The 16,984-nt window shown below is 54.1% G+C and carries 17 protein-coding genes; 10 read left to right on the forward strand and 7 right to left on the reverse strand.

The window, feature by feature from the left end; genetic code table 11:
* The first annotated feature begins 10 nt into the window (after positions 1-10).
* The 4 genes from fliQ to AC6I8V_RS12305 all read left to right on the forward strand — a co-directional run bounded on the left by fliQ (position 11) and on the right by AC6I8V_RS12305 (position 4,187).
* On the forward strand, positions 11-280 hold the full coding sequence (gene fliQ, locus AC6I8V_RS12290; RefSeq protein ID WP_497842535.1) for a flagellar biosynthesis protein FliQ: 270 nt from the start codon (positions 11-13) through the stop codon (positions 278-280).
* Entirely contained in the window at positions 280-1,068 is a 789-nt protein-coding gene (gene fliR, locus AC6I8V_RS12295; RefSeq protein WP_497842536.1) for a flagellar biosynthetic protein FliR, read from the forward strand. Before fliQ ends, fliR begins: the two co-directional genes overlap by 1 nt.
* Positions 1,069-1,700: 632 nt before the next feature.
* On the forward strand, positions 1,701-2,336 hold the full coding sequence (rcsA, locus tag AC6I8V_RS12300; protein WP_480364272.1) for a transcriptional regulator RcsA: 636 nt from the start codon (positions 1,701-1,703) through the stop codon (positions 2,334-2,336).
* A gap of 150 nt (positions 2,337-2,486) precedes the next feature.
* On the forward strand, positions 2,487-4,187 hold the full coding sequence (locus AC6I8V_RS12305) for a methyl-accepting chemotaxis protein (protein ID WP_497842537.1): 1,701 nt from the start codon (positions 2,487-2,489) through the stop codon (positions 4,185-4,187).
* A gap of 57 nt (positions 4,188-4,244) precedes the next feature.
* Here the strand turns inward: AC6I8V_RS12305 and dsrB are convergent, their stop codons facing one another.
* Complete coding sequence (gene dsrB / locus AC6I8V_RS12310; RefSeq protein ID WP_497842538.1) at positions 4,245-4,439, reverse strand: protein DsrB; 195 nt, start codon at positions 4,437-4,439, stop codon at positions 4,245-4,247.
* 337 nt (positions 4,440-4,776) lie between these two features.
* Here dsrB and AC6I8V_RS12315 point away from each other — a divergent pair, with 337 nt between their 5' ends.
* From AC6I8V_RS12315 to AC6I8V_RS12325, 3 genes are all read left to right on the forward strand, one after another.
* Positions 4,777-5,010, forward strand: coding sequence for a DUF2525 domain-containing protein (locus AC6I8V_RS12315; protein WP_497845827.1), 234 nt, complete (start codon positions 4,777-4,779; stop codon positions 5,008-5,010).
* A 363-nt stretch (positions 5,011-5,373) separates the two neighbouring features.
* A complete protein-coding gene (locus AC6I8V_RS12320) occupies positions 5,374-6,171 on the forward strand; it encodes a mannosyl-3-phosphoglycerate phosphatase-related protein (protein ID WP_497845828.1) in 798 nt (265 codons plus the stop codon).
* 32 nt (positions 6,172-6,203) lie between these two features.
* On the forward strand, positions 6,204-7,424 hold the full coding sequence (locus AC6I8V_RS12325) for a glycosyltransferase family protein (RefSeq protein ID WP_497842539.1): 1,221 nt from the start codon (positions 6,204-6,206) through the stop codon (positions 7,422-7,424).
* On the opposite strand, the gene dgcQ is transcribed toward AC6I8V_RS12325, so the two are convergent.
* From dgcQ to AC6I8V_RS12355, 6 genes are all read right to left on the reverse strand, one after another.
* Entirely contained in the window at positions 7,421-9,073 is a 1,653-nt protein-coding gene (dgcQ, locus tag AC6I8V_RS12330) for a cellulose biosynthesis regulator diguanylate cyclase DgcQ (protein ID WP_497842540.1), read from the reverse strand. The genes AC6I8V_RS12325 and dgcQ overlap by 4 nt on opposite strands.
* Before the next feature lie 135 nt (positions 9,074-9,208).
* Positions 9,209-9,388, reverse strand: coding sequence for a YodC family protein (locus AC6I8V_RS12335; RefSeq protein ID WP_497842541.1), 180 nt, complete (start codon positions 9,386-9,388; stop codon positions 9,209-9,211).
* Positions 9,389-9,568: 180 nt separating this feature from the next.
* Positions 9,569-9,703, reverse strand: a complete 135-nt coding sequence (locus tag AC6I8V_RS12340) for a hypothetical protein (RefSeq protein ID WP_497845900.1) — start codon at positions 9,701-9,703, stop codon at positions 9,569-9,571.
* Between the two features lie 45 nt (positions 9,704-9,748).
* Positions 9,749-10,651, reverse strand: coding sequence for a DUF808 family protein (locus AC6I8V_RS12345; protein ID WP_497842542.1), 903 nt, complete (start codon positions 10,649-10,651; stop codon positions 9,749-9,751).
* Positions 10,652-10,662: 11 nt separating this feature from the next.
* Positions 10,663-10,938: a hypothetical protein gene (locus AC6I8V_RS12350; RefSeq protein ID WP_497842543.1), complete on the reverse strand. Its 276-nt coding sequence runs from the start codon at positions 10,936-10,938 to the stop codon at positions 10,663-10,665.
* A gap of 68 nt (positions 10,939-11,006) precedes the next feature.
* A complete protein-coding gene (locus tag AC6I8V_RS12355) occupies positions 11,007-11,483 on the reverse strand; it encodes a very short patch repair endonuclease (protein ID WP_497842544.1) in 477 nt (158 codons plus the stop codon).
* 406 nt (positions 11,484-11,889) lie between these two features.
* Here AC6I8V_RS12355 and AC6I8V_RS12360 point away from each other — a divergent pair, with 406 nt between their 5' ends.
* The 3 genes from AC6I8V_RS12360 to AC6I8V_RS12370 all read left to right on the forward strand — a co-directional run bounded on the left by AC6I8V_RS12360 (position 11,890) and on the right by AC6I8V_RS12370 (position 16,980).
* The gene (locus AC6I8V_RS12360) at positions 11,890-13,764 is read left to right on the forward strand and encodes a putative phage tail protein (protein ID WP_497842545.1); all 1,875 of its coding nucleotides are present in this window, start codon (positions 11,890-11,892) and stop codon (positions 13,762-13,764) included.
* 83 nt (positions 13,765-13,847) lie between these two features.
* Positions 13,848-15,251, forward strand: a complete 1,404-nt coding sequence (gene dcm / locus AC6I8V_RS12365) for a DNA (cytosine-5-)-methyltransferase (RefSeq protein ID WP_497842546.1) — start codon at positions 13,848-13,850, stop codon at positions 15,249-15,251.
* Positions 15,252-15,372: 121 nt separating this feature from the next.
* Complete coding sequence (locus AC6I8V_RS12370; protein ID WP_497842547.1) at positions 15,373-16,980, forward strand: methyl-accepting chemotaxis protein; 1,608 nt, start codon at positions 15,373-15,375, stop codon at positions 16,978-16,980.
* Positions 16,981-16,984: the final 4 nt, after the last annotated feature.

Raw genomic sequence — 16,984 nt, forward strand, 5'->3', positions numbered from 1 at the left:
GGAGCGCAACATGACACCGGAATCGGTAATGGTAATGGGACAGGAAGCGATGCGGATCGCGCTGATGATGGCTGCCCCGATGTTGCTGGTGGCGCTGGTCAGCGGTCTGATCATCAGCCTGTTGCAGGCCGCCACGCAGGTGAACGAACAAACGCTGTCGTTTATCCCTAAAATTCTGGCGGTGGCAGCGACCGCCGTGGTTGCGGGTCCGTGGATGCTGAATCTGATACTGGATTACATGCGCAACCTGTTTACTAACCTGCCTTATATCATCGGTTAATGATTAATTTCGACAGCAGTCAGCTGGTCCATTGGGTCAGCCAGTTTTTCTGGCCGATGGTGCGTTTGCTGGCGTTGTTCGCCAGCGCCCCGGTGCTGAGCGAAAAATCGATCTCCAACCGCGTGAAGATCGGGCTGGCGATACTGACCACCTGGCTGCTGATGCCGCTGCTGCCGCCGGTTGAAGTCACCCTGTTTACCGCCGCCGGTTTCTGGCTGCTGCTGCAACAAATTTTGATTGGCGTCGGCCTCGGCCTGGCTATGCAGTTCGCCTTTGGCGCGGTGCGCATGGCCGGTGAAATAATTGGTTTGCAGATGGGGCTATCATTCGCGACATTCTTTGATCCCGGCAGCCGTCTGAATATGCCCGTGCTGGCGCGTTTACTTGATATGCTGGCGATGCTGCTGTTTCTGACCTTCAATGGTCATCTGTGGTTGATTTCTATGCTGGCGGACAGTTTTCATACCATGCCGATCAGCGATCACCCGCTCAACGCCAATGCATTTATGTCGCTGGTGAAGGCGGGAGGATTAATTTTCCTTAATGGCATGATGTTAGCGCTGCCATTAATCGTTTTACTCCTCACGCTCAATATGGCCCTGGGTTTGTTAAACCGTGTTACACCACAGTTATCAGTTTTCGTCGTTGGCTTCCCAATTACCTTAACGGTGGGGATCCTTAGCATGGGTCTGATGATGCCCCTCCTTGCCCCCTTCTGTGAACATCTCTTCGGTGAAGTCTTTGATTTGCTCGCGCAGTTTATGTCAGAACTCTCCCGCGCGGGATGATTAACGATTCTGTAGCCGTTCTTAAACGATAGTTAAGCAATCAAAATCTATTTGTGCATTTTTCGAACCATATTTCTCAGAAATCAACTGAGGAAATTCTGATAAATGCGCATTTCTGGTGAAAATTATTCTTATTAAACCGCGCTTCGCGTATTTTAGTCAGACGAATCCTACGCTGCCTAAGCACGCGGATTCGTTGACAAAATGCCCAAAATGTTGTTTTTGAACAAAAAAAATTTAACAGCGATTTTTCTTGTCAGAATCCCTTTTTTACGGCATTGTCAACACTCGCTGAAACGTCACACTTTCGAAATTCAAATGTTTTTAAGATTTGTCCTATCAGATTTGTCTGTGACATGCGCGATAGTGACAGGGCTCTCAAAAACAGAGCGATTTAAACACTTAAGGCAATTTCCCGGCGATTCCCACTATCGCGGGAACAAGAGTGACGTTGAAGTAGCACAAAAAAAACTTCGCAGAACGAGTCAGGGAAGAATCATGATGGCGCACGGGGTTATGACGCCAGCCTGTAGAGCAGAATAAAAAAGTGTCTTTAGAAATCTCTCTCGTACCGCAAACACGTAATTCATCGTTGATTTAAACGGATAACAAAATTGGTGAGGGTCGCTAACATGCCAACGATTATTATGGATTCATGCAACTACACACGCCTGGGATTATCGGACTATATGTCCGCAAAGGGAGTTAAAAAGAAAAATATAACTTCCGTATCAGATATCGAGCAATTGCAACAAAGATGTGAGCAGCTGAAACCCGGTGTCGTTTTTATTAACGAAGAGTGTTTCATTCATGAATCCGATTCAAGCGATCGTATTCGCGGCGTTATTATGCAGCATCCTGACACCTTATTTTTTATTTTCATGGCGATCTCCAATATCCATTTTGAGGAATATCTCTACGTTCGTAAGAACCTGATTATTACGTCAAAATCGATAAAGACATCGACTCTGGACTCCTTACTTGGCACCTACCTGCAAAAGAAACTCAATGCAGCGCCACGTATTTCAGCAGGGCTGGACATTCACCCGCTGACATTAAGCCAGACTGAATCTAATATGCTGAAAATGTGGATGTCTGGTCATGACACCATTCAAATTTCAGACAAGATGCAAATCAAGGCAAAAACAGTTTCGTCACACAAAGGTAATATTAAGCGAAAAATAAAGACTCACAATAAACAGGTTATTTACCATGTGGTACGTCTGACCGATAATGTTACCTCCGGGATCTATGTCAACGTGCGATAATTTCCCGTGGTAAAAATAAGGGCCAGTCAGCAGATTGGCCCTTTTTCGTATTTGCCTATTTTGCGATGAAGATCCCACTTTGCTGGCTAATCCTTTCCTCTCTCATGCCGATGTAAGCTTCAGAACACCTACCTAACTGAGAGCAAGGATATGAAAACAGCATCGATTGATGAGCAACATAAGCTCAGCATCTGGCAGAACCTGCGCCTGATGCCTCTTTTCAGCATGATCTTTGGTGGCATTCTGCTGCTTTTTGCCCTGTGTATTGGTCTCGCCAGCTACTTTCTGATTCAAAGTAATAATTCACTCAATGACGCCACGGATGAAATCCAGGTCCGTATGGGAATTTCCAACAGCTCCAACCATCTGCGCACGGCGCGCCTGAACGTGATTCAGTCCGGAGCGGCAGCGCGTATTGGGGAAATGGATAGCTACCGAGCCGACCTGGCAACCAGCGAGCAACGTATTCAGCAGGCGCGCGCCGGTTTCAAACTCTATATGGATCGCAAAACGAAAACCGCCGAGGACCTGGCACTCGATGCTCCGCTGACCGAACGCTTCAATGCTTATATTGATAAAGGCCTGAAGCCGATGATTGAGTCAGCGAAACAGGGCAGCTTCGAAGGCATTATCGCGCAGGAAACTGACGTGACGCGCAAACTGGATGATGCGTATAACGATGTGTTGCTGAAAGCGATTAAGATCCGCACCCAACGCGCCGACGCCATCAACAACGAAGCCGCACAGAAGTCACGCATCGGCTTTATCGCCATGGCCTCAGCCTTTGCTGCCGCGCTGGTACTGGTGCTGATGACCTTTATGTTCCTGCGTCGCGTGGTGATCAATCCGCTGCGCCAGTCGGTGACCCGCATCGAACGTATCGCCCAGGGTGATTTGACCGCACCGCAACAAGCCTGGGGCCGCAGCGAAATTGGCAGCCTGCTGCATAACCTGCAACTGATGCAGGACTCCCTGGTGCGTACCGTAGGTGTGGTGCGCGAAGGTGCAGTGGCGATTTATCAGGGTTCCAGCGAAATCTCCGCCGGTAACACCGACCTCTCCTCCCGCACCGAGGAGCAGGCTTCCGCGCTGGAGCAGACCGCAGCCAGCATGGAACAGCTGACAGCCACCGTGAAGCAGAACGCTGAGAACGCCCACCACGCCAGCCAGCTGGCTGCCGACGCGTCAGGTAAAGCGCGCAGCGGCGGTGAACTGGTGAGCGGCGTGGTGAAAACCATGAACAACATTTCCGGCAGTTCGAAGAAAATTGCCGAGATCACCAACGTGATTAACAGCATCGCCTTCCAGACCAACATTCTGGCTCTGAACGCCGCTGTTGAAGCCGCGCGTGCCGGTGAGCAGGGCCGTGGCTTTGCCGTGGTCGCCAGCGAAGTACGCAACCTGGCGCAGCGCAGTGCACAGGCGGCGAAAGAGATCGACTCGCTGATTACCGAATCGGTTGATTTGATCAGCAACGGCTCGCATCAGGTGGGTGAAGCCGGTGCCACTATGGGTGAGATTGTCGAAGCGGTGCGCCGCGTGACCGATATTATGTCGGAAATTGCCGCGGCCTCTGATGAGCAGAGCCGTGGTATCCAGCAGGTGAGCCTGGCAGTGACGGAGATGGATAACGTTACCCAGCAGAACGCCTCGCTGGTAGAAGAAGCCTCCTCGGCGGCGGCATCGCTGGAAGACCAGGCGGGTAAACTGACACAGGCGGTGGCGGCGTTCCGCCTGAATGATGCACCGGGATTCGGGGCGCCAGCGCCAGCGGTCCAGCCTGTATTAAAAGCGCTGGCACCACGCCAGGCGCTGGCAACGGCGGGAAATGATAACTGGGAGACGTTTTAAGCAGTAATATCCGCCCCGTAACGGCGCGATAAATCGCGCCGTTACGGGTGATACTCCTTATTCTTCGGCATACGGCTCGACAAACACCCCTTCCGCATGATCGCTCTCGTTAAAGAACCAGATCCCCAGCGGATAATCTTCCAGCGCCACCAGATACATGACCCCTTCATTAAACGGCTCCACCGCCAGAATCGTTCCCAGACGGCGCGGGCCGCCATCTGTCTTTACCGTCACGCGGTCATTGACCTTCATCGATTGTTCTCCAGAAATAGTCCTGAGACACAGTGTAACGGAAGAAATGCGCGGCTGTGTGATCGCGATCAGCGTCGGGTGATTCCCCGCGCCGGGCTAAAGAAGCGTCCGCTAAGGGATTTTCGCTTTCTTAACGTTTAGTGGCGAGACTTTTGACGCGGCTGCCACGTAGAATTTTTAGTACTGCACCAACCCCAAAGGCGCAGTCAACCTAAAAGTAACAAGGATTTTTGCCCGCGCAGCGCGGGCTTTTTTTTGCCTGTCACCCACGCCCTGCCCATTCTTCCCTGCCGTCTATACTGTTTAAGAACCCTTTCGCCTTTCAGGAGACCTGATGATGGCAACAGCAAAAGAGTATAGCGATAACGTTCAGCGTGAAGTGAATATCGATGTCGAGGCGCTACTCAACGCAATCCAGGAAAAAACCTCAGGCGAGGTTAAAGAGTATATGGAAGCTGAGCACGCGCACCGCGTAAAGGTCAATGGTGAGTCCTATGACTCCTATACCGAGCTGGCGGAAGCCTTTGAACTGGATATTCGCGATTACACCATCACCGAGGTGAATCGCTGAAATCGATTTCAAAAAAATACCCGGCGGGATGGCCGGGTAAAGTTAAAGCGATAAATTCGTTACACCAGGAAAATCTCTAACACAGAGCCAGATTACGCCTTAGCCTGTATAAGACAAGTCCCATACCTGCGTGAGCTGCAACGGATCCCGCGCCCGCAGCGCCGGTTGTTACCGAAAACACCGCATGCCTGCTGTCTTTTTTCTGCGCACAGATTACGCATGCACAATTCTGCTATCGCTGCGTTTTAGGATTTATCCTGGCTGATCACACCGCTGTCATACGAAAAAAGTGTGATCACGATTACGCTATTATACTGATAATTCCTCACTTTACGGACGCCACAGGGTGTAAGGAGTGTGATGATGGTCAACCTTGACCAACCGTTATTGATTGTCACCGACCTGGATGGTTCGCTGCTGGACCATCACGATTATCGCTGGGATGCCGCCAGCGAATGGCTGGCGCGTCTGAAACAGCACCAGATCCCGCTGGTGATCTGTTCCAGTAAAACCGCCGCCGAAATTATTCCCCTGCAAAAGAAACTGGGTATCGCTGGCGCCCCTTTTATCGCCGAAAACGGCGCGCGCATTGCCTGGGGCGGAGAGCAAACACTCCCTGAAGGGCCGGGCCGCGACTACCTTGCGCTCTGTCAGCAGTTGAAAACCTTGCAATCCGCCTTTCGTTTCACCGGCTTTCACGATTTCAGTGATGCTGAGGTGGCGAAATTCACCGGCCTGACGCTCACTGAAGCCAGCCAGAGCCGCCAGCGCGACGCGTCGGAAGTGGTGCTGTGGCGCGATGATGCGGCACGGCTGGCGGCGTTCCGCGAGGCGCTGCAACCGCTGGGACTCGATCTGACCCAGGGCGGACGTTTCTGGCACGTAATGCCGCAGGGCAGCGGCAAAGGTGTCGCGCTGCAACGCCTGCAACACCATCTTGCACAGCAGGAAGGGCACAAACGCACCACTATCGGCCTGGGTGACGGACCCAATGATGCGCCGATGCTGGAACGCGTCGATTATGCCGTGGTGATAAAAGGCTTCAGTAAAACGCCGGTCATACTTAACCGCGAGGATGATCACAACGTCTACCACACCGCGCACGTTGGCCCGCAGGGCTGGCGCGAAGGCCTGGACTATTTTCTTGCCCAACCCGATTAACGGGCTGAACAGCTAACCAGAAGGATGAGGCGATGAGTGATTTTTACCAGAACGGAGTGATAACCAACTTTCATAATCTCACCCACCGCAGCGTTGAATCGCTGGAAAAAGAGATGGTGCGCTTTGCACGCAAACGCAAAATGGGGCTGATTTTACCGTCGCTGTTTTCCGAACTGGAAGGCCCGGCGCTGGATAATATCGTCAATGAGCTGGCGAAGGTGCCCTACCTCGATGAAATTGTCATTGGTCTCGATCGGGCCGACCGCGACCAGTTTCTGTTTGCCCGTGAGTTCTTCTCGCGCCTGCCGCAGCGTCATCGCATTTTGTGGAATGACGGACCGCGCCTGAAGGCGCTGGATGCGGAGCTGGATAAAGAGGGCTTATCGCCGAGCCAGCCGGGCAAAGGACGCAACGTGTGGTTCTGTACCGGTTACACGCTGGCGTCGGATCGCACCAGCTGCGTCGCGCTGCACGACTGCGACATCGTCACCTATGAGCGCGGTATGCTGGCGCGTCTGCTCTATCCGCTGGCCAACCCCTCGTTTCAGTATGAGTTCTGCAAAGGATTTTATGCGCGCGTGGCCGATGGCAAACTGAATGGCCGCGTCGGTCGCCTGCTGGTGGGGCCGCTGCTGCGCTCGCTGCAAAAAGTCTATGGACATTCGGAGTATCTGGATTACCTCGCCAGCTTCCGTTATCCGCTCTCAGGTGAGTTCGCCATGCGGACCCATGTGCTGAACGGCATCAAGATTCCCGGTGACTGGGGGCTGGAGATTGGCGTGCTGTCGGAGATTTATCGCAACTACACCACGCGCCAGAGCTGCCAGGTGGAGATCGCCGATAACTACGATCATAAACATCAGCCGCTGTCGGAAGAGGATGGCACCGGTGGGCTGAAACGCATGAGTAATGATATCGTCCAGTCGCTGCTGCGCAAGCTGGCGACCATGGGCGTGCCGCTGACCAGCGACTCATTCCGCGTCCTGAAGGCCACCTACTATCGCAATGCGCTGGATATGATGGAGATCTACAACCACGAAGCGACCATGAACGGTCTGAAGTTCGACCAGCACATCGAAGAGGCTGCGGTTGAGATGTTTACCCAGGCGATCCTCGATGCCGGCCAGGCGTTTATTGAGCGTCCGAACGATAAACCCTTTATCCCCAGCTGGAGCCGGGTGCAGTCGGCATTCCCGGATATTCTGCATCGTATCTATCAGGCCGTCGAAGAGGATAACGACGGCAAGGTCTAATCCTCACTGCATACGCGATTGCGTCCGCGGCTCTTCGCCAGGTAAAGGCGACTGTCGGCTTTGGCTTGCAGACTTTCCGCGGCGTAATCGCCCTGCTCCTCACTGCCGGACACCCCGGCCGATAGCGTGACGTGAAAGGTGGTGCTGGCGTTAACCAGGATGGTTTTCTCCGCCAGTCGCGCGCGGATACGTTCCGCCACCGCCCTCGCCTCCGCCAGCGTGGTTTCTGGCAGCACGATGCAGAACTCCTCACCGCCGATACGCCCGGCAATATCATAGTTACGCAGCGTATGGCTGATTATGCTGGCGACGTGGATCAACGCCTGATCGCCCGCATGGTGGCCCCAGCTATCATTGACGTTTTTAAAGTGATCGACATCCAGCTGAATGACGGAGAGCGGCAGCTCCTGCTGCTGACAGCGCACCGCCAGCGCAACGAACTGCTCAAAGAAGGCGCTGCGATTGAGTAAACGCGTCAGGCCATCATAATTGGCGCGCCAGCTCAGCTTCGCAGAGAGATCGTCCATCCGGCGCACCAGACGGAAAATCACCTGATGTGACACCAGCAACAGCAGCACAAACAGCAGCCACATACCGAGCAGGAACAGGGAAACACGTCCCGGCTCCTGTTGCATTCCCTGCTTCAGGCTCTGCACGTTAACGATATAAGCATCAACGTTGTTCAGTTTGCTCCAGCTGGCAAATTGCGTCCCAAGACGCAGAATGCCGCTGGGTTGCGTTTTCATCAGCGCTTCCAGCCGCTGTTTCTGCGCCTGCGGCAGCGGTTTTTCATCCGGCGCCTGTAGCCGCACCACTTCCTGCAAATTGCGGTCCAGCAGCAGCAGTTTGCCCGGCAAGCGGGTATGGCGGATTTTCTCCATCAGGTCACGAATACGTTGCTGCGAAAAGTCCATCGACAGCACGCCATACCAGTAACCCTGATTGATGATCGGTGCCGAGACGGTAAGCATCACACCTTCGTTAAACAATCCCTGATAGGCCGCCGTCCAGCGCAAACGCGCCTTGCTGTTGGGTTCGGGCTGCTGACTGCGGAAATAACCGCGTTGCACCATCGTGGCGTAACTGGTTTCCAGTTCCTGCGGGGTTTGCGGCGGGCGCGAGCTGATATAAAACCCGGCGCGCGAGATGTACCAGAAGCGCGTATGGAAATCCTGTTCGGGATCGCTGAACTGCAAAATAAAACTGAATTCCATCGCAGCGCAGAGTTCGTGAGAGATGCGCGCGGGATCGCGTTGCAACAGCGGCGCACCGGCCAGCCAGGCATCGCTCAGGCCGTTGATCGGCATACTGCGCGGGCTGTTGAGTTGCAGCTGCCACTGTGGCTGGCTACGCAACAGTTGAAAACGCTTCAGCGCTTCGCGGGCGTTATCGGAATCGAGTGGATGCGCCAGCGCATAGTTGAGCATTTTTTCGTAGTAAATCAGGCCATCGATACTTTCCTGAAATTCACTGTCGAGACTTTTCTGGATCTCCGCCAGTTGCGCACGCTGACGATCTTCGTAGTTAGCTTTTAATTCCAGCGCTTCACGTACCGTCAGCAGCGCGGAGAAAAGGAAGACCAGCAGAAAACAGAGATGAACACGCAAAAAAGGATTGCCCAACTGCCGGGAAAGTGGCGATTGTGCCATCAGCAACCATGCTCCGGAAAAAAGCGAATGAAAACAGTGTAGACAGCGGGGGAAAAATCGTACAGGCAGGGATCAAAGGAAGATCAAACAGTTTGAGCAATAACACGGGACGGTAAAAAACCGTCCCGGCGGCGGTTAGCTGGCCAGCTGTTGCGCGGCGGATAAGTGACAAAGCTCGTCACTGTGGAACGCCTCGCGACGCACGCTGTAGCCATCATACCAACGACACTCTACCATTCCGCTGGCATAGCCGGTCACCACCATCGTGGGTCCGCCCTGTTTGTGCTGAACTTCGTCACTGATCGCAAAGGTCATACGCGCCCTCCCTTCTCCCGTTGAATGAACTTCATCAGGTATAGCAGGTGGGGGAGGTTTTTGCCTATAAGAGTTTGTGATTACTACTGCAATTTAGGAATAAGCAGTTAAATGTGTTGAATATAAAAAAAGCGGATAAAAATTATTATCCGCTTTGAAACCGTTTTCCGGGTGGGGAAATCAGATTTTGCAACCTTCGCAGTCCGCTTCGTCGCCCAGATCGGCTGGCACTTCCTGCGCTTTTTCAGCAGCTTTCGCCTCAGCCTGTTCCAGCTGTGCATCGATATCAAATTCAAACATATCGTCGTTCATCATCGTTCTCCTGACCCGTGATTAAAAATTTCCAGCGCTTTATAGCGATTATCCACGCAGTTTGGCAATCAGATTCACCACTAATAGCACGATCGACCCAATGATAAAGCCGAGCACCAGATTGGCCCCGTTGCTCAGCAGCATGGAGGCGAGGCTGCTAAATCCGCTGCTGTATTCGGTGATGGCATGATGCAACGGCGTAATACCGTGCACCACAATGCCCCCACCGACCAGAAACATCGCCACCGTGCCGACCACCGAGAGAAACTTCATCAGTAGCGGCGCCGCAGCCAGCAACAACCCACCCACGGCCTGCGCCAGGGTAGAGGACTTCTCCCGCAGCCAGTAACCGAGATCGTCGATCTTCACAATCGCCGCGACGATGCCGTAGACGCCAACGGTGACCAGAATGGCAATCCCCGCCAGAATCAATACCTGGTTAAGTAATGGCGCCTCGGAAACAATCCCCAGCGTAATCGCCACAATCTCGGCTGAGAGGATAAAGTCGGTGCGCACCGCGCCTTTCACTTTATTCTTCTCGAATTCCAGCGGGTCCTGCTGCGCCAGCTGGTCGAGGCGCTGCTGACGCGCCTCCGGGCTTTTTTCGGCTTTATCGTGATTCAGGCTATGCAGCACCTTCTCCACGCCTTCGTAGCACAGGTACGCGCCGCCTATCATCAGCAACGGCGTAATCAGCCAGGGCGCAAAGGCGGAGATTAACAGCGCCAGCGGCACCAGAATCAGTTTGTTAATAAAAGAGCCTTTCGCGACGCTCCATACCACCGGTAATTCGCGATTGGCTTTCACACCCGTGACCTGTTGCGCATTGAGTGAAAGATCGTCACCCAGTACGCCTGCGGTCTTTTTTGCCGCTACTTTGCCCATCACAGAAATGTCGTCAAGCAAGGTAGCAATATCATCCAGAAGCGTCAGTAAGCTGGTTCCTGCCAAAATTATTATCCTTATTCCGGTTCGTGATCCTGACAACAGGGGCAACGCTCAACCGCCGTCACTGACATATCGGCGATGCCCGCACAATCCCACTCGACGCGTAACGGCTGTCCCGCCGCATCACCGGCGTGCAAATACTTGCTCACCGGGCTTTCTGTCATACCGCTTATCTCTTCAGTCGCCACCAGCGTATCGCCCAGATAGATGCGCGCTGTGGCACGGGTGTTGACCATCCGCTCGTCACGAAGTTGGTACAGGCGTTTGACCGTCAGTTTGATGCTGCTCATGGCTCTATTCCGCGTCCCAGAGAAAGGGGAGATCTAAACCGTTATGGCGCGTAAAAGCAACAATCCCCCTACTCGCCACGATAATGATGCAGACCGGTATGATCGATTTCGCCGCTGTGGCTGGCGGCCAGCAACCACTCTTCCAGCCGTTCAATCAGCGCGTCATCCTCCAGACGCATCTTGCCACGCAGCGCGCACTCCCAGACGATCAGCACCTTCCAGCCTCCCTCCTGCAACTGCTGCACATAACGTCGGTCACGTTCGACGTTGCTGTTAATTTTTCCGGTCCAGAATTCGGTGCGGGTCGCTGGCATTTTGAACAGATAACAATGATGCCGATGCCAGAAGCAGCCGTGGACAAAAATAATCGCCTGCTGAGCAGGTACGACAAAATCAGGACGACCCGCCAGCGCCTTATCCTGCACGCGATAAGTAAAGCCGCGGTCTTTCAATATCAACGCGATACGTTGTTCAATTGCAGTGTCCTGATTACGAATTGCGCGCATATTTTTGCTGCGCACATCGCGGGAATGGACGTCGGCCATAGCGTTTCCTTTTTCTTGTGGCTCCTTCAACTTTAGCGGTTTGGGGCAAAAGCGAAAGCCCCGCAGGCAACAGACACCATGGGTGCTGACCGCCCGCCCCGGCGACATAAGTCAGACGCGTGAGATTGCACACGATTCAATTAATCCTTTTGCAGGCTGCGTTTAACCGCAGCGGGTTTCCGCCCCGCTATCGCTCCGTCATTGAGTAAAAACCCTCTGCGATTTCTCTGTAAACACAGATTTTGCCGCGCACTTTTCCATCACAATTCATCCACTTTACCCGCAGCGAAATTTCCTGCTGCGGATTTAACTCAAGCCAACACCGGACCTTATCAACACATTAACAATCAAACACTTATAATAATCTGGCACGTCTGATTTCCTTTCCATTTTTGAGGAACCCGCCATGGTTAAAAAGAGTGACAGTGCCACCGCCGCCCTCTCCCGCAACGCGCTGCGGGTACAGGACAGTAACGGTAATAATCTTGATTTCGATAAAATCGTGCTGGAACTCGCCAGCCTTGAAGGGGGCGGCAGCCTGGTGCAGCTGGCTGATGTGGAGACGCTACGTAAAACCGAACCCGGCAGCCCTGGTGAGCTGGCTTCGGTACTGGAATACAGCAAAGGCACCAAAATGGGCGGCGGCCTGTTTGTCTACGATGCCACCGACACCCGCACCGCCGAAGATTATGGCCTGAACATCGTCACCTCCAAAGGGGCGCGCTGGAAACGGGTGTTGTTCGATTATAACGACGTGACGGTGCTGCATTTTGGCGCCGTGCCCGATGGCAGCACCGATTGCCTGGTTGCGGTACAGCGCATGTTTGCCTGGTCGCAGAAAAACTATCCCTCCACCGGCATCCGCTTTGGCGCGGGCAAATATCTGATCTCGAAATTCGATATTTCCGCCAATGAGGTTAATCGCTTTAAACTCTCCGGCGCTCAGGTCAACTTTGGCTATTTCCCCACCACCACCCTGGTTTCCGACCATAAAAACGATGAAGTGATGTTTAAAGTGAAAGCGCGCTACGTGGAAATCTCCGGCTTTGTCATCGAGGGGGAAAGTAAAACCACGGAGTTTCCTGCCGCCAACAGCAAAGGCTTTTTCAAAAATATTATTGTTGCCGGTCAGTTTTTGCGCGTCAGCAGCATGGAGTTTCGGTATTTAGGCGGCCGCGCCCTCGATATTGTTGATACGCTGGATTGCAAAATCGACCAGTGGTACGCACGTAATTGCCAGGACTCCTTAATTTACGCCAGCTGGTCGGATACCGAAAAAGGGGCATGGGACCATTCAACCGCGGTGGAACTCTCCAATTTCAATATTCAGTACAGCAGCCTGAAACCGGCTATCTATGCGCCGCGCTGCACGCAGTCAATCATTCATAATGGCTGGATTGAACACAGCGATGATCCCGGTGATCTTTCCAATGGTCAGTGGATTATTGAGGCCCTGAGTATTGAAGACTGCAAAGCGCCAATGAAAATGGCCTATTGCCGCACCATTACGTTTCAGAAAAATATTCAGGGCGGGAATGGTTTTGATTTTACGCCCACAGGCAAGGAGTGGCTGTCGGAATATGAACGCGGCACTATCGAAATAGATAATACCGGCACCATTATTAATGGCTCGCTGAATTACGACTATATCACCACGCAAAATCCGATGGATAACCGCAGCAATAATGAAAGCTGGTTTTGTGTCGGTGAAATTAAACTGAAGCAATCACAGCAGGCACATATGCGGGTGATTGGCAGCGCGCAATACAACAGCGTCGGCAGCACCCAGCTGGATTTCAGCGATCGAACTTCGGAAGGGGTGGCGCATATCTACTTTCAGATGGGAAATAGCCAGGTGGTCAGCACCTGGTATGGCGAAGGCTCCTCCCCGGTAGTGAAGGTACATATCGAAAAACTGGCGGGTGACGGCGAATGTCGGGTTTACATCAAGCTGGCGATTTATAGCGGTTTTTGCAAAGTGCTGCTTGATACCAACGCGGAAGATCGTCATCAGGCCGGTATTCATTTTCTCTTTCGCAAAGTCTTTAGCAAATGCGATGCCAGCAAATCCGCCGAGCTGGATAGCGCTGTGCAGACGCCGGTGGTATTTGAGCAGCACTGGACCGGAAATAACCGGGTCGGCTTCGGTTATAACAACGATGGCGAATTGTTAATGCGCGCCGCCCGAGGCACCTTAGCCGATTACAGCGACACCACGGAATTGCTGAAAGTCCGTATCAACGGCGCAGAGTACGCGCTGGAAGTGCGCAGGAAAAAGTAGCGGACGCTGGCGGGCACGACCCGCCAATTTCTTCAGGGCGTGATGAGTGATAGCATAGCCGCTTCACTGTTAAGGAAAAACGCATGCACGCCGAAGAAACCGCCGCGACTGCCTCACCCTCTCCGCTCACCGTTTCCGCGAATGACGATGCCGCTACCCTGCTGATGCAGGCGCTGTCGATCTATGCCGCACGCGATCTGGTCACCACACTCAGCAATGCCGGGGGGCGTGACTGGAGCGTGCCGCGCCTCAATCGCATTCGGGCAGGAAAAAATGCCGTTCCGCCGTTAAGCAGCGCGGAAATCGCCAGCCTGCAAGCGCTGTTGCCCACGCGGCCAGCCCATTACAACGCGCCGGCCTTCCAGTTTGTCGACCTGTTTGCCGGTATTGGCGGCATCCGTCGTGGTTTTGAACAGATCGGCGGCCAGTGCGTGTTCACCAGTGAATGGAACAAAGAAGCGGTACGCACCTATAAGGCGAATCATTATTGCGATCCCCAGGCCCATCGTTTTAACAGCGACATTCGCCAGGTGACGCAACCGGCGGGATTGAGCGATGAGCAGGCCATTTATCAGCATATTGATCAGACCATCCCGGATCATCAGGTGCTGCTGGCCGGTTTCCCCTGCCAGCCATTTTCGCTGGCGGGCGTCAGTAAAAAGAACGCGCTGGGCCGGGCGCACGGCTTTGAATGCGAAGCGCAGGGCACCCTGTTCTTTGATGTGGCACGTATTCTGGCGGCAAAAAAACCGCCCTTCTTTGTGCTGGAAAACGTCAAAAACCTGAAGAGTCATGACAAAGGCCGCACCTTCGCCATCATTATGGCCACGCTGGACGAACTGGGTTACGACGTGGCCGATGCCGATGAGGGCGGTCTGCCGGATGCCAAAATCGTCGATGCGCGCCATTTCCTGCCGCAGCATCGTGAACGCATCGTGCTGGTGGGTATCCGTCGTGATAGCGGCCTGAGCAACGCTTTCTCTCTGCGCGCCCTGTCTACGCTTTATCCGCAACAGGTGCCTGCGCTGAGCAGCCTGCTGGAACCCCAACCGGAGGCCAAATATACCCTGTCGCCGGTGCTGTGGAACTATCTCTATCAATATGCCAAAAAGCATAAAGCCAGGGGCAACGGCTTTGGCTTTGGCCTCAATGACCCGCGCAACCCGAAGATCTGCGTGCGCACCCTGTCGGCACGCTACTACAAAGATGGTTCGGAGATTCTTATCGATCGCGGCTGGGACAGCGCGCTGGGTGAGCAGGATTTCCAGCACCCCGATAATATGGCGCGACGCCCACGACGTTTAACGCCGCGCGAATGTGCGCGTCTGATGGGTTTTGAAGCGCCGGGTGAAACCCGGTTCCGCATTCCGGTCTCCGATACGCAAGCCTATAAGCAGTTTGGCAACTCGGTGGTGGTGCCAGTGTTTGCTGCCGTGGCGCAACTGCTGCGGCCACTGATTGAGCAATACCTGCAACGCACACAGTGAGTCTGTACCAAAATTTACTTTAGGGACGATATTTCTGCTGTTTTCCCTGGCCGTCGTCCCACTGTCACCAAACTGTCATCGCCCCTGCCAATACTGCTTTTTATTTTTTTGGGGGCGTTTGATGTCACTCCTTTCCGTTATCTCTCTGCCGGCGCGGCTGCGCGCCCGGTTTTCCCTGCGTATGCCACTGTGGCTCACCAGCCTGCGCAGCCAGTTCCTGCTATTTATTGCGCTGTTTTGCCTGCTGCAATCTGCCGGGGTGTGGTTGCTTAATCAGCATGTCAATCAGACACAAACGTCGCTGCAACAGGCCAGCCAACTCCGGGATAGACTGGCCCTGCTGGACAAGGCGCGTATTGAATTGCTCACTGCCAGTGATAACAGCCACGGGGCCGGTATTTATCTGATGCAGGATCAGCAAAGCGGTTCAGTGGACAGCTGGAAAAGCCTCGCCGCCGCGGCCCAGGATTCGCTCGACCAGGCGCAGCAGCTGTTTAGCCAATATCATGCCGCTGCCGACAGCCCACTGGCGCAGGGTTTTACCCTGCTGAAAGAAGGCTTGCAGGAGCAGCTGAAAGGCCTCGCCGCCAACGACATCAATGCCTTTTTTATGGTGCCGATGCAGGCGTTTCAACAGCAATTTAACGATGCCTGGTTTCATGAGATTGAGCAGGCCAACCACCAGCTGAGTGAGGTTAATCAAAGCACCCTCGGCACCCTGAAGCAGAGCCGTAACCTGTCACTGCTGGTCAGCGCGCTGCTGATGGCGTTGCTGGCGCTGGCTGCCAGCCTGCTGATGCGGGGTGTCCTGCTGCCGTTACGGCGCGCCAACGCGCAGCTGGCGCAAATCGCCACCGGTGATTTACTCGCCAGCGACGCCCCGCTGCGTCGTCAGTCACTGGAGACGCGCCAGCTGTTCCAGTCAATTGACACCATGCGTCAGGGCTTGCAGCAGATTGTCAGCGATATCAACACCGTGGCGACGAGCGTCGCCGCCGGTGCGGAGAAAATGCAGCAGCACAATGAGCTGGCGATGCAGCAGCATCAGACCCAAAACGCCAGTTTCCACCATCTGTCGCAGCGCCTGCACCGCGTGTCGGAAGAGGTGGAGAACGGCGCGCAATTCTCGCAGCAGGCCACCCAGGAAGCGCAATCGGCCGATGCCCTGATGCGCAACTGCGCGCGTGAAGTGGATAATATGGAAAACCAGATGCAGCAGATTGTCAGCGCCTCGGGCGATATCGCCGGAATTGTGGACATGCTGGATAGTCTCTCGTTGCAAACCCGATTGCTGGCGCTGAACGCGGCCATTGAATCGGCACATGCCGGGGTTTATGGCCGCAGCTTCTCGGTGGTGGCGAAAGAGATTGGCCTGCTGTCGCAGCAGAGCGGCCAGTCCACACGGCAAATCGATGGCCTGATTCAGACTACCCGTCAGCACGTCAATGACGGTTTCGACAAAGTGAAAAGCCTGGAAACGCTGTTCGCCCGGATAAGCCAGGCGGTATCGGGCGTGGTACAACAGCTGAATGATTTGCAGACCAATACCACGGCACAAAGCCGTCGCGTCAGTACCATCGCGCAGGAAGTGGTGGCGATGAGCGAACAGCTACAACAAAACGAAGCGATCAATGCTCAGCAGGTGCAGGCCGCAGCGCAGTTGCGCGCGCTTTCCGACCGGCTGGCGCAGCGCGCGCAGCAGTTTCGCGTTGAAGTGAAGGCGATATAAAAAA

The organism is Pantoea sp. X-Soil-TKNS-1207, from assembly GCF_059730485.1.

What these genes read in the sequence shown, in the direction of transcription:
- fliQ (WP_497842535.1), top strand. Translation starts at nt 11, where the DNA reads ATGACACCGGAATCGGTAATGGTAATGGGACAGGAAGCGATGCGGATC.
- fliR (WP_497842536.1), top strand. Translation starts at nt 280, where the DNA reads ATGATTAATTTCGACAGCAGTCAGCTGGTCCATTGGGTCAGCCAGTTT.
- rcsA (WP_480364272.1), top strand. Translation starts at nt 1,701, where the DNA reads ATGCCAACGATTATTATGGATTCATGCAACTACACACGCCTGGGATTA.
- AC6I8V_RS12305 (WP_497842537.1), top strand. Translation starts at nt 2,487, where the DNA reads ATGAAAACAGCATCGATTGATGAGCAACATAAGCTCAGCATCTGGCAG.
- dsrB (WP_497842538.1), bottom strand. Translation starts at nt 4,439, where the DNA reads ATGAAGGTCAATGACCGCGTGACGGTAAAGACAGATGGCGGCCCGCGC.
- AC6I8V_RS12315 (WP_497845827.1), top strand. Translation starts at nt 4,777, where the DNA reads ATGGCAACAGCAAAAGAGTATAGCGATAACGTTCAGCGTGAAGTGAAT.
- AC6I8V_RS12320 (WP_497845828.1), top strand. Translation starts at nt 5,374, where the DNA reads ATGGTCAACCTTGACCAACCGTTATTGATTGTCACCGACCTGGATGGT.
- AC6I8V_RS12325 (WP_497842539.1), top strand. Translation starts at nt 6,204, where the DNA reads ATGAGTGATTTTTACCAGAACGGAGTGATAACCAACTTTCATAATCTC.
- dgcQ (WP_497842540.1), bottom strand. Translation starts at nt 9,073, where the DNA reads ATGGCACAATCGCCACTTTCCCGGCAGTTGGGCAATCCTTTTTTGCGT.
- AC6I8V_RS12335 (WP_497842541.1), bottom strand. Translation starts at nt 9,388, where the DNA reads ATGACCTTTGCGATCAGTGACGAAGTTCAGCACAAACAGGGCGGACCC.
- AC6I8V_RS12340 (WP_497845900.1), bottom strand. Translation starts at nt 9,703, where the DNA reads ATGATGAACGACGATATGTTTGAATTTGATATCGATGCACAGCTGGAA.
- AC6I8V_RS12350 (WP_497842543.1), bottom strand. Translation starts at nt 10,938, where the DNA reads ATGAGCAGCATCAAACTGACGGTCAAACGCCTGTACCAACTTCGTGAC.
- AC6I8V_RS12355 (WP_497842544.1), bottom strand. Translation starts at nt 11,483, where the DNA reads ATGGCCGACGTCCATTCCCGCGATGTGCGCAGCAAAAATATGCGCGCA.
- AC6I8V_RS12360 (WP_497842545.1), top strand. Translation starts at nt 11,890, where the DNA reads ATGGTTAAAAAGAGTGACAGTGCCACCGCCGCCCTCTCCCGCAACGCG.
- dcm (WP_497842546.1), top strand. Translation starts at nt 13,848, where the DNA reads ATGCACGCCGAAGAAACCGCCGCGACTGCCTCACCCTCTCCGCTCACC.
- AC6I8V_RS12370 (WP_497842547.1), top strand. Translation starts at nt 15,373, where the DNA reads ATGTCACTCCTTTCCGTTATCTCTCTGCCGGCGCGGCTGCGCGCCCGG.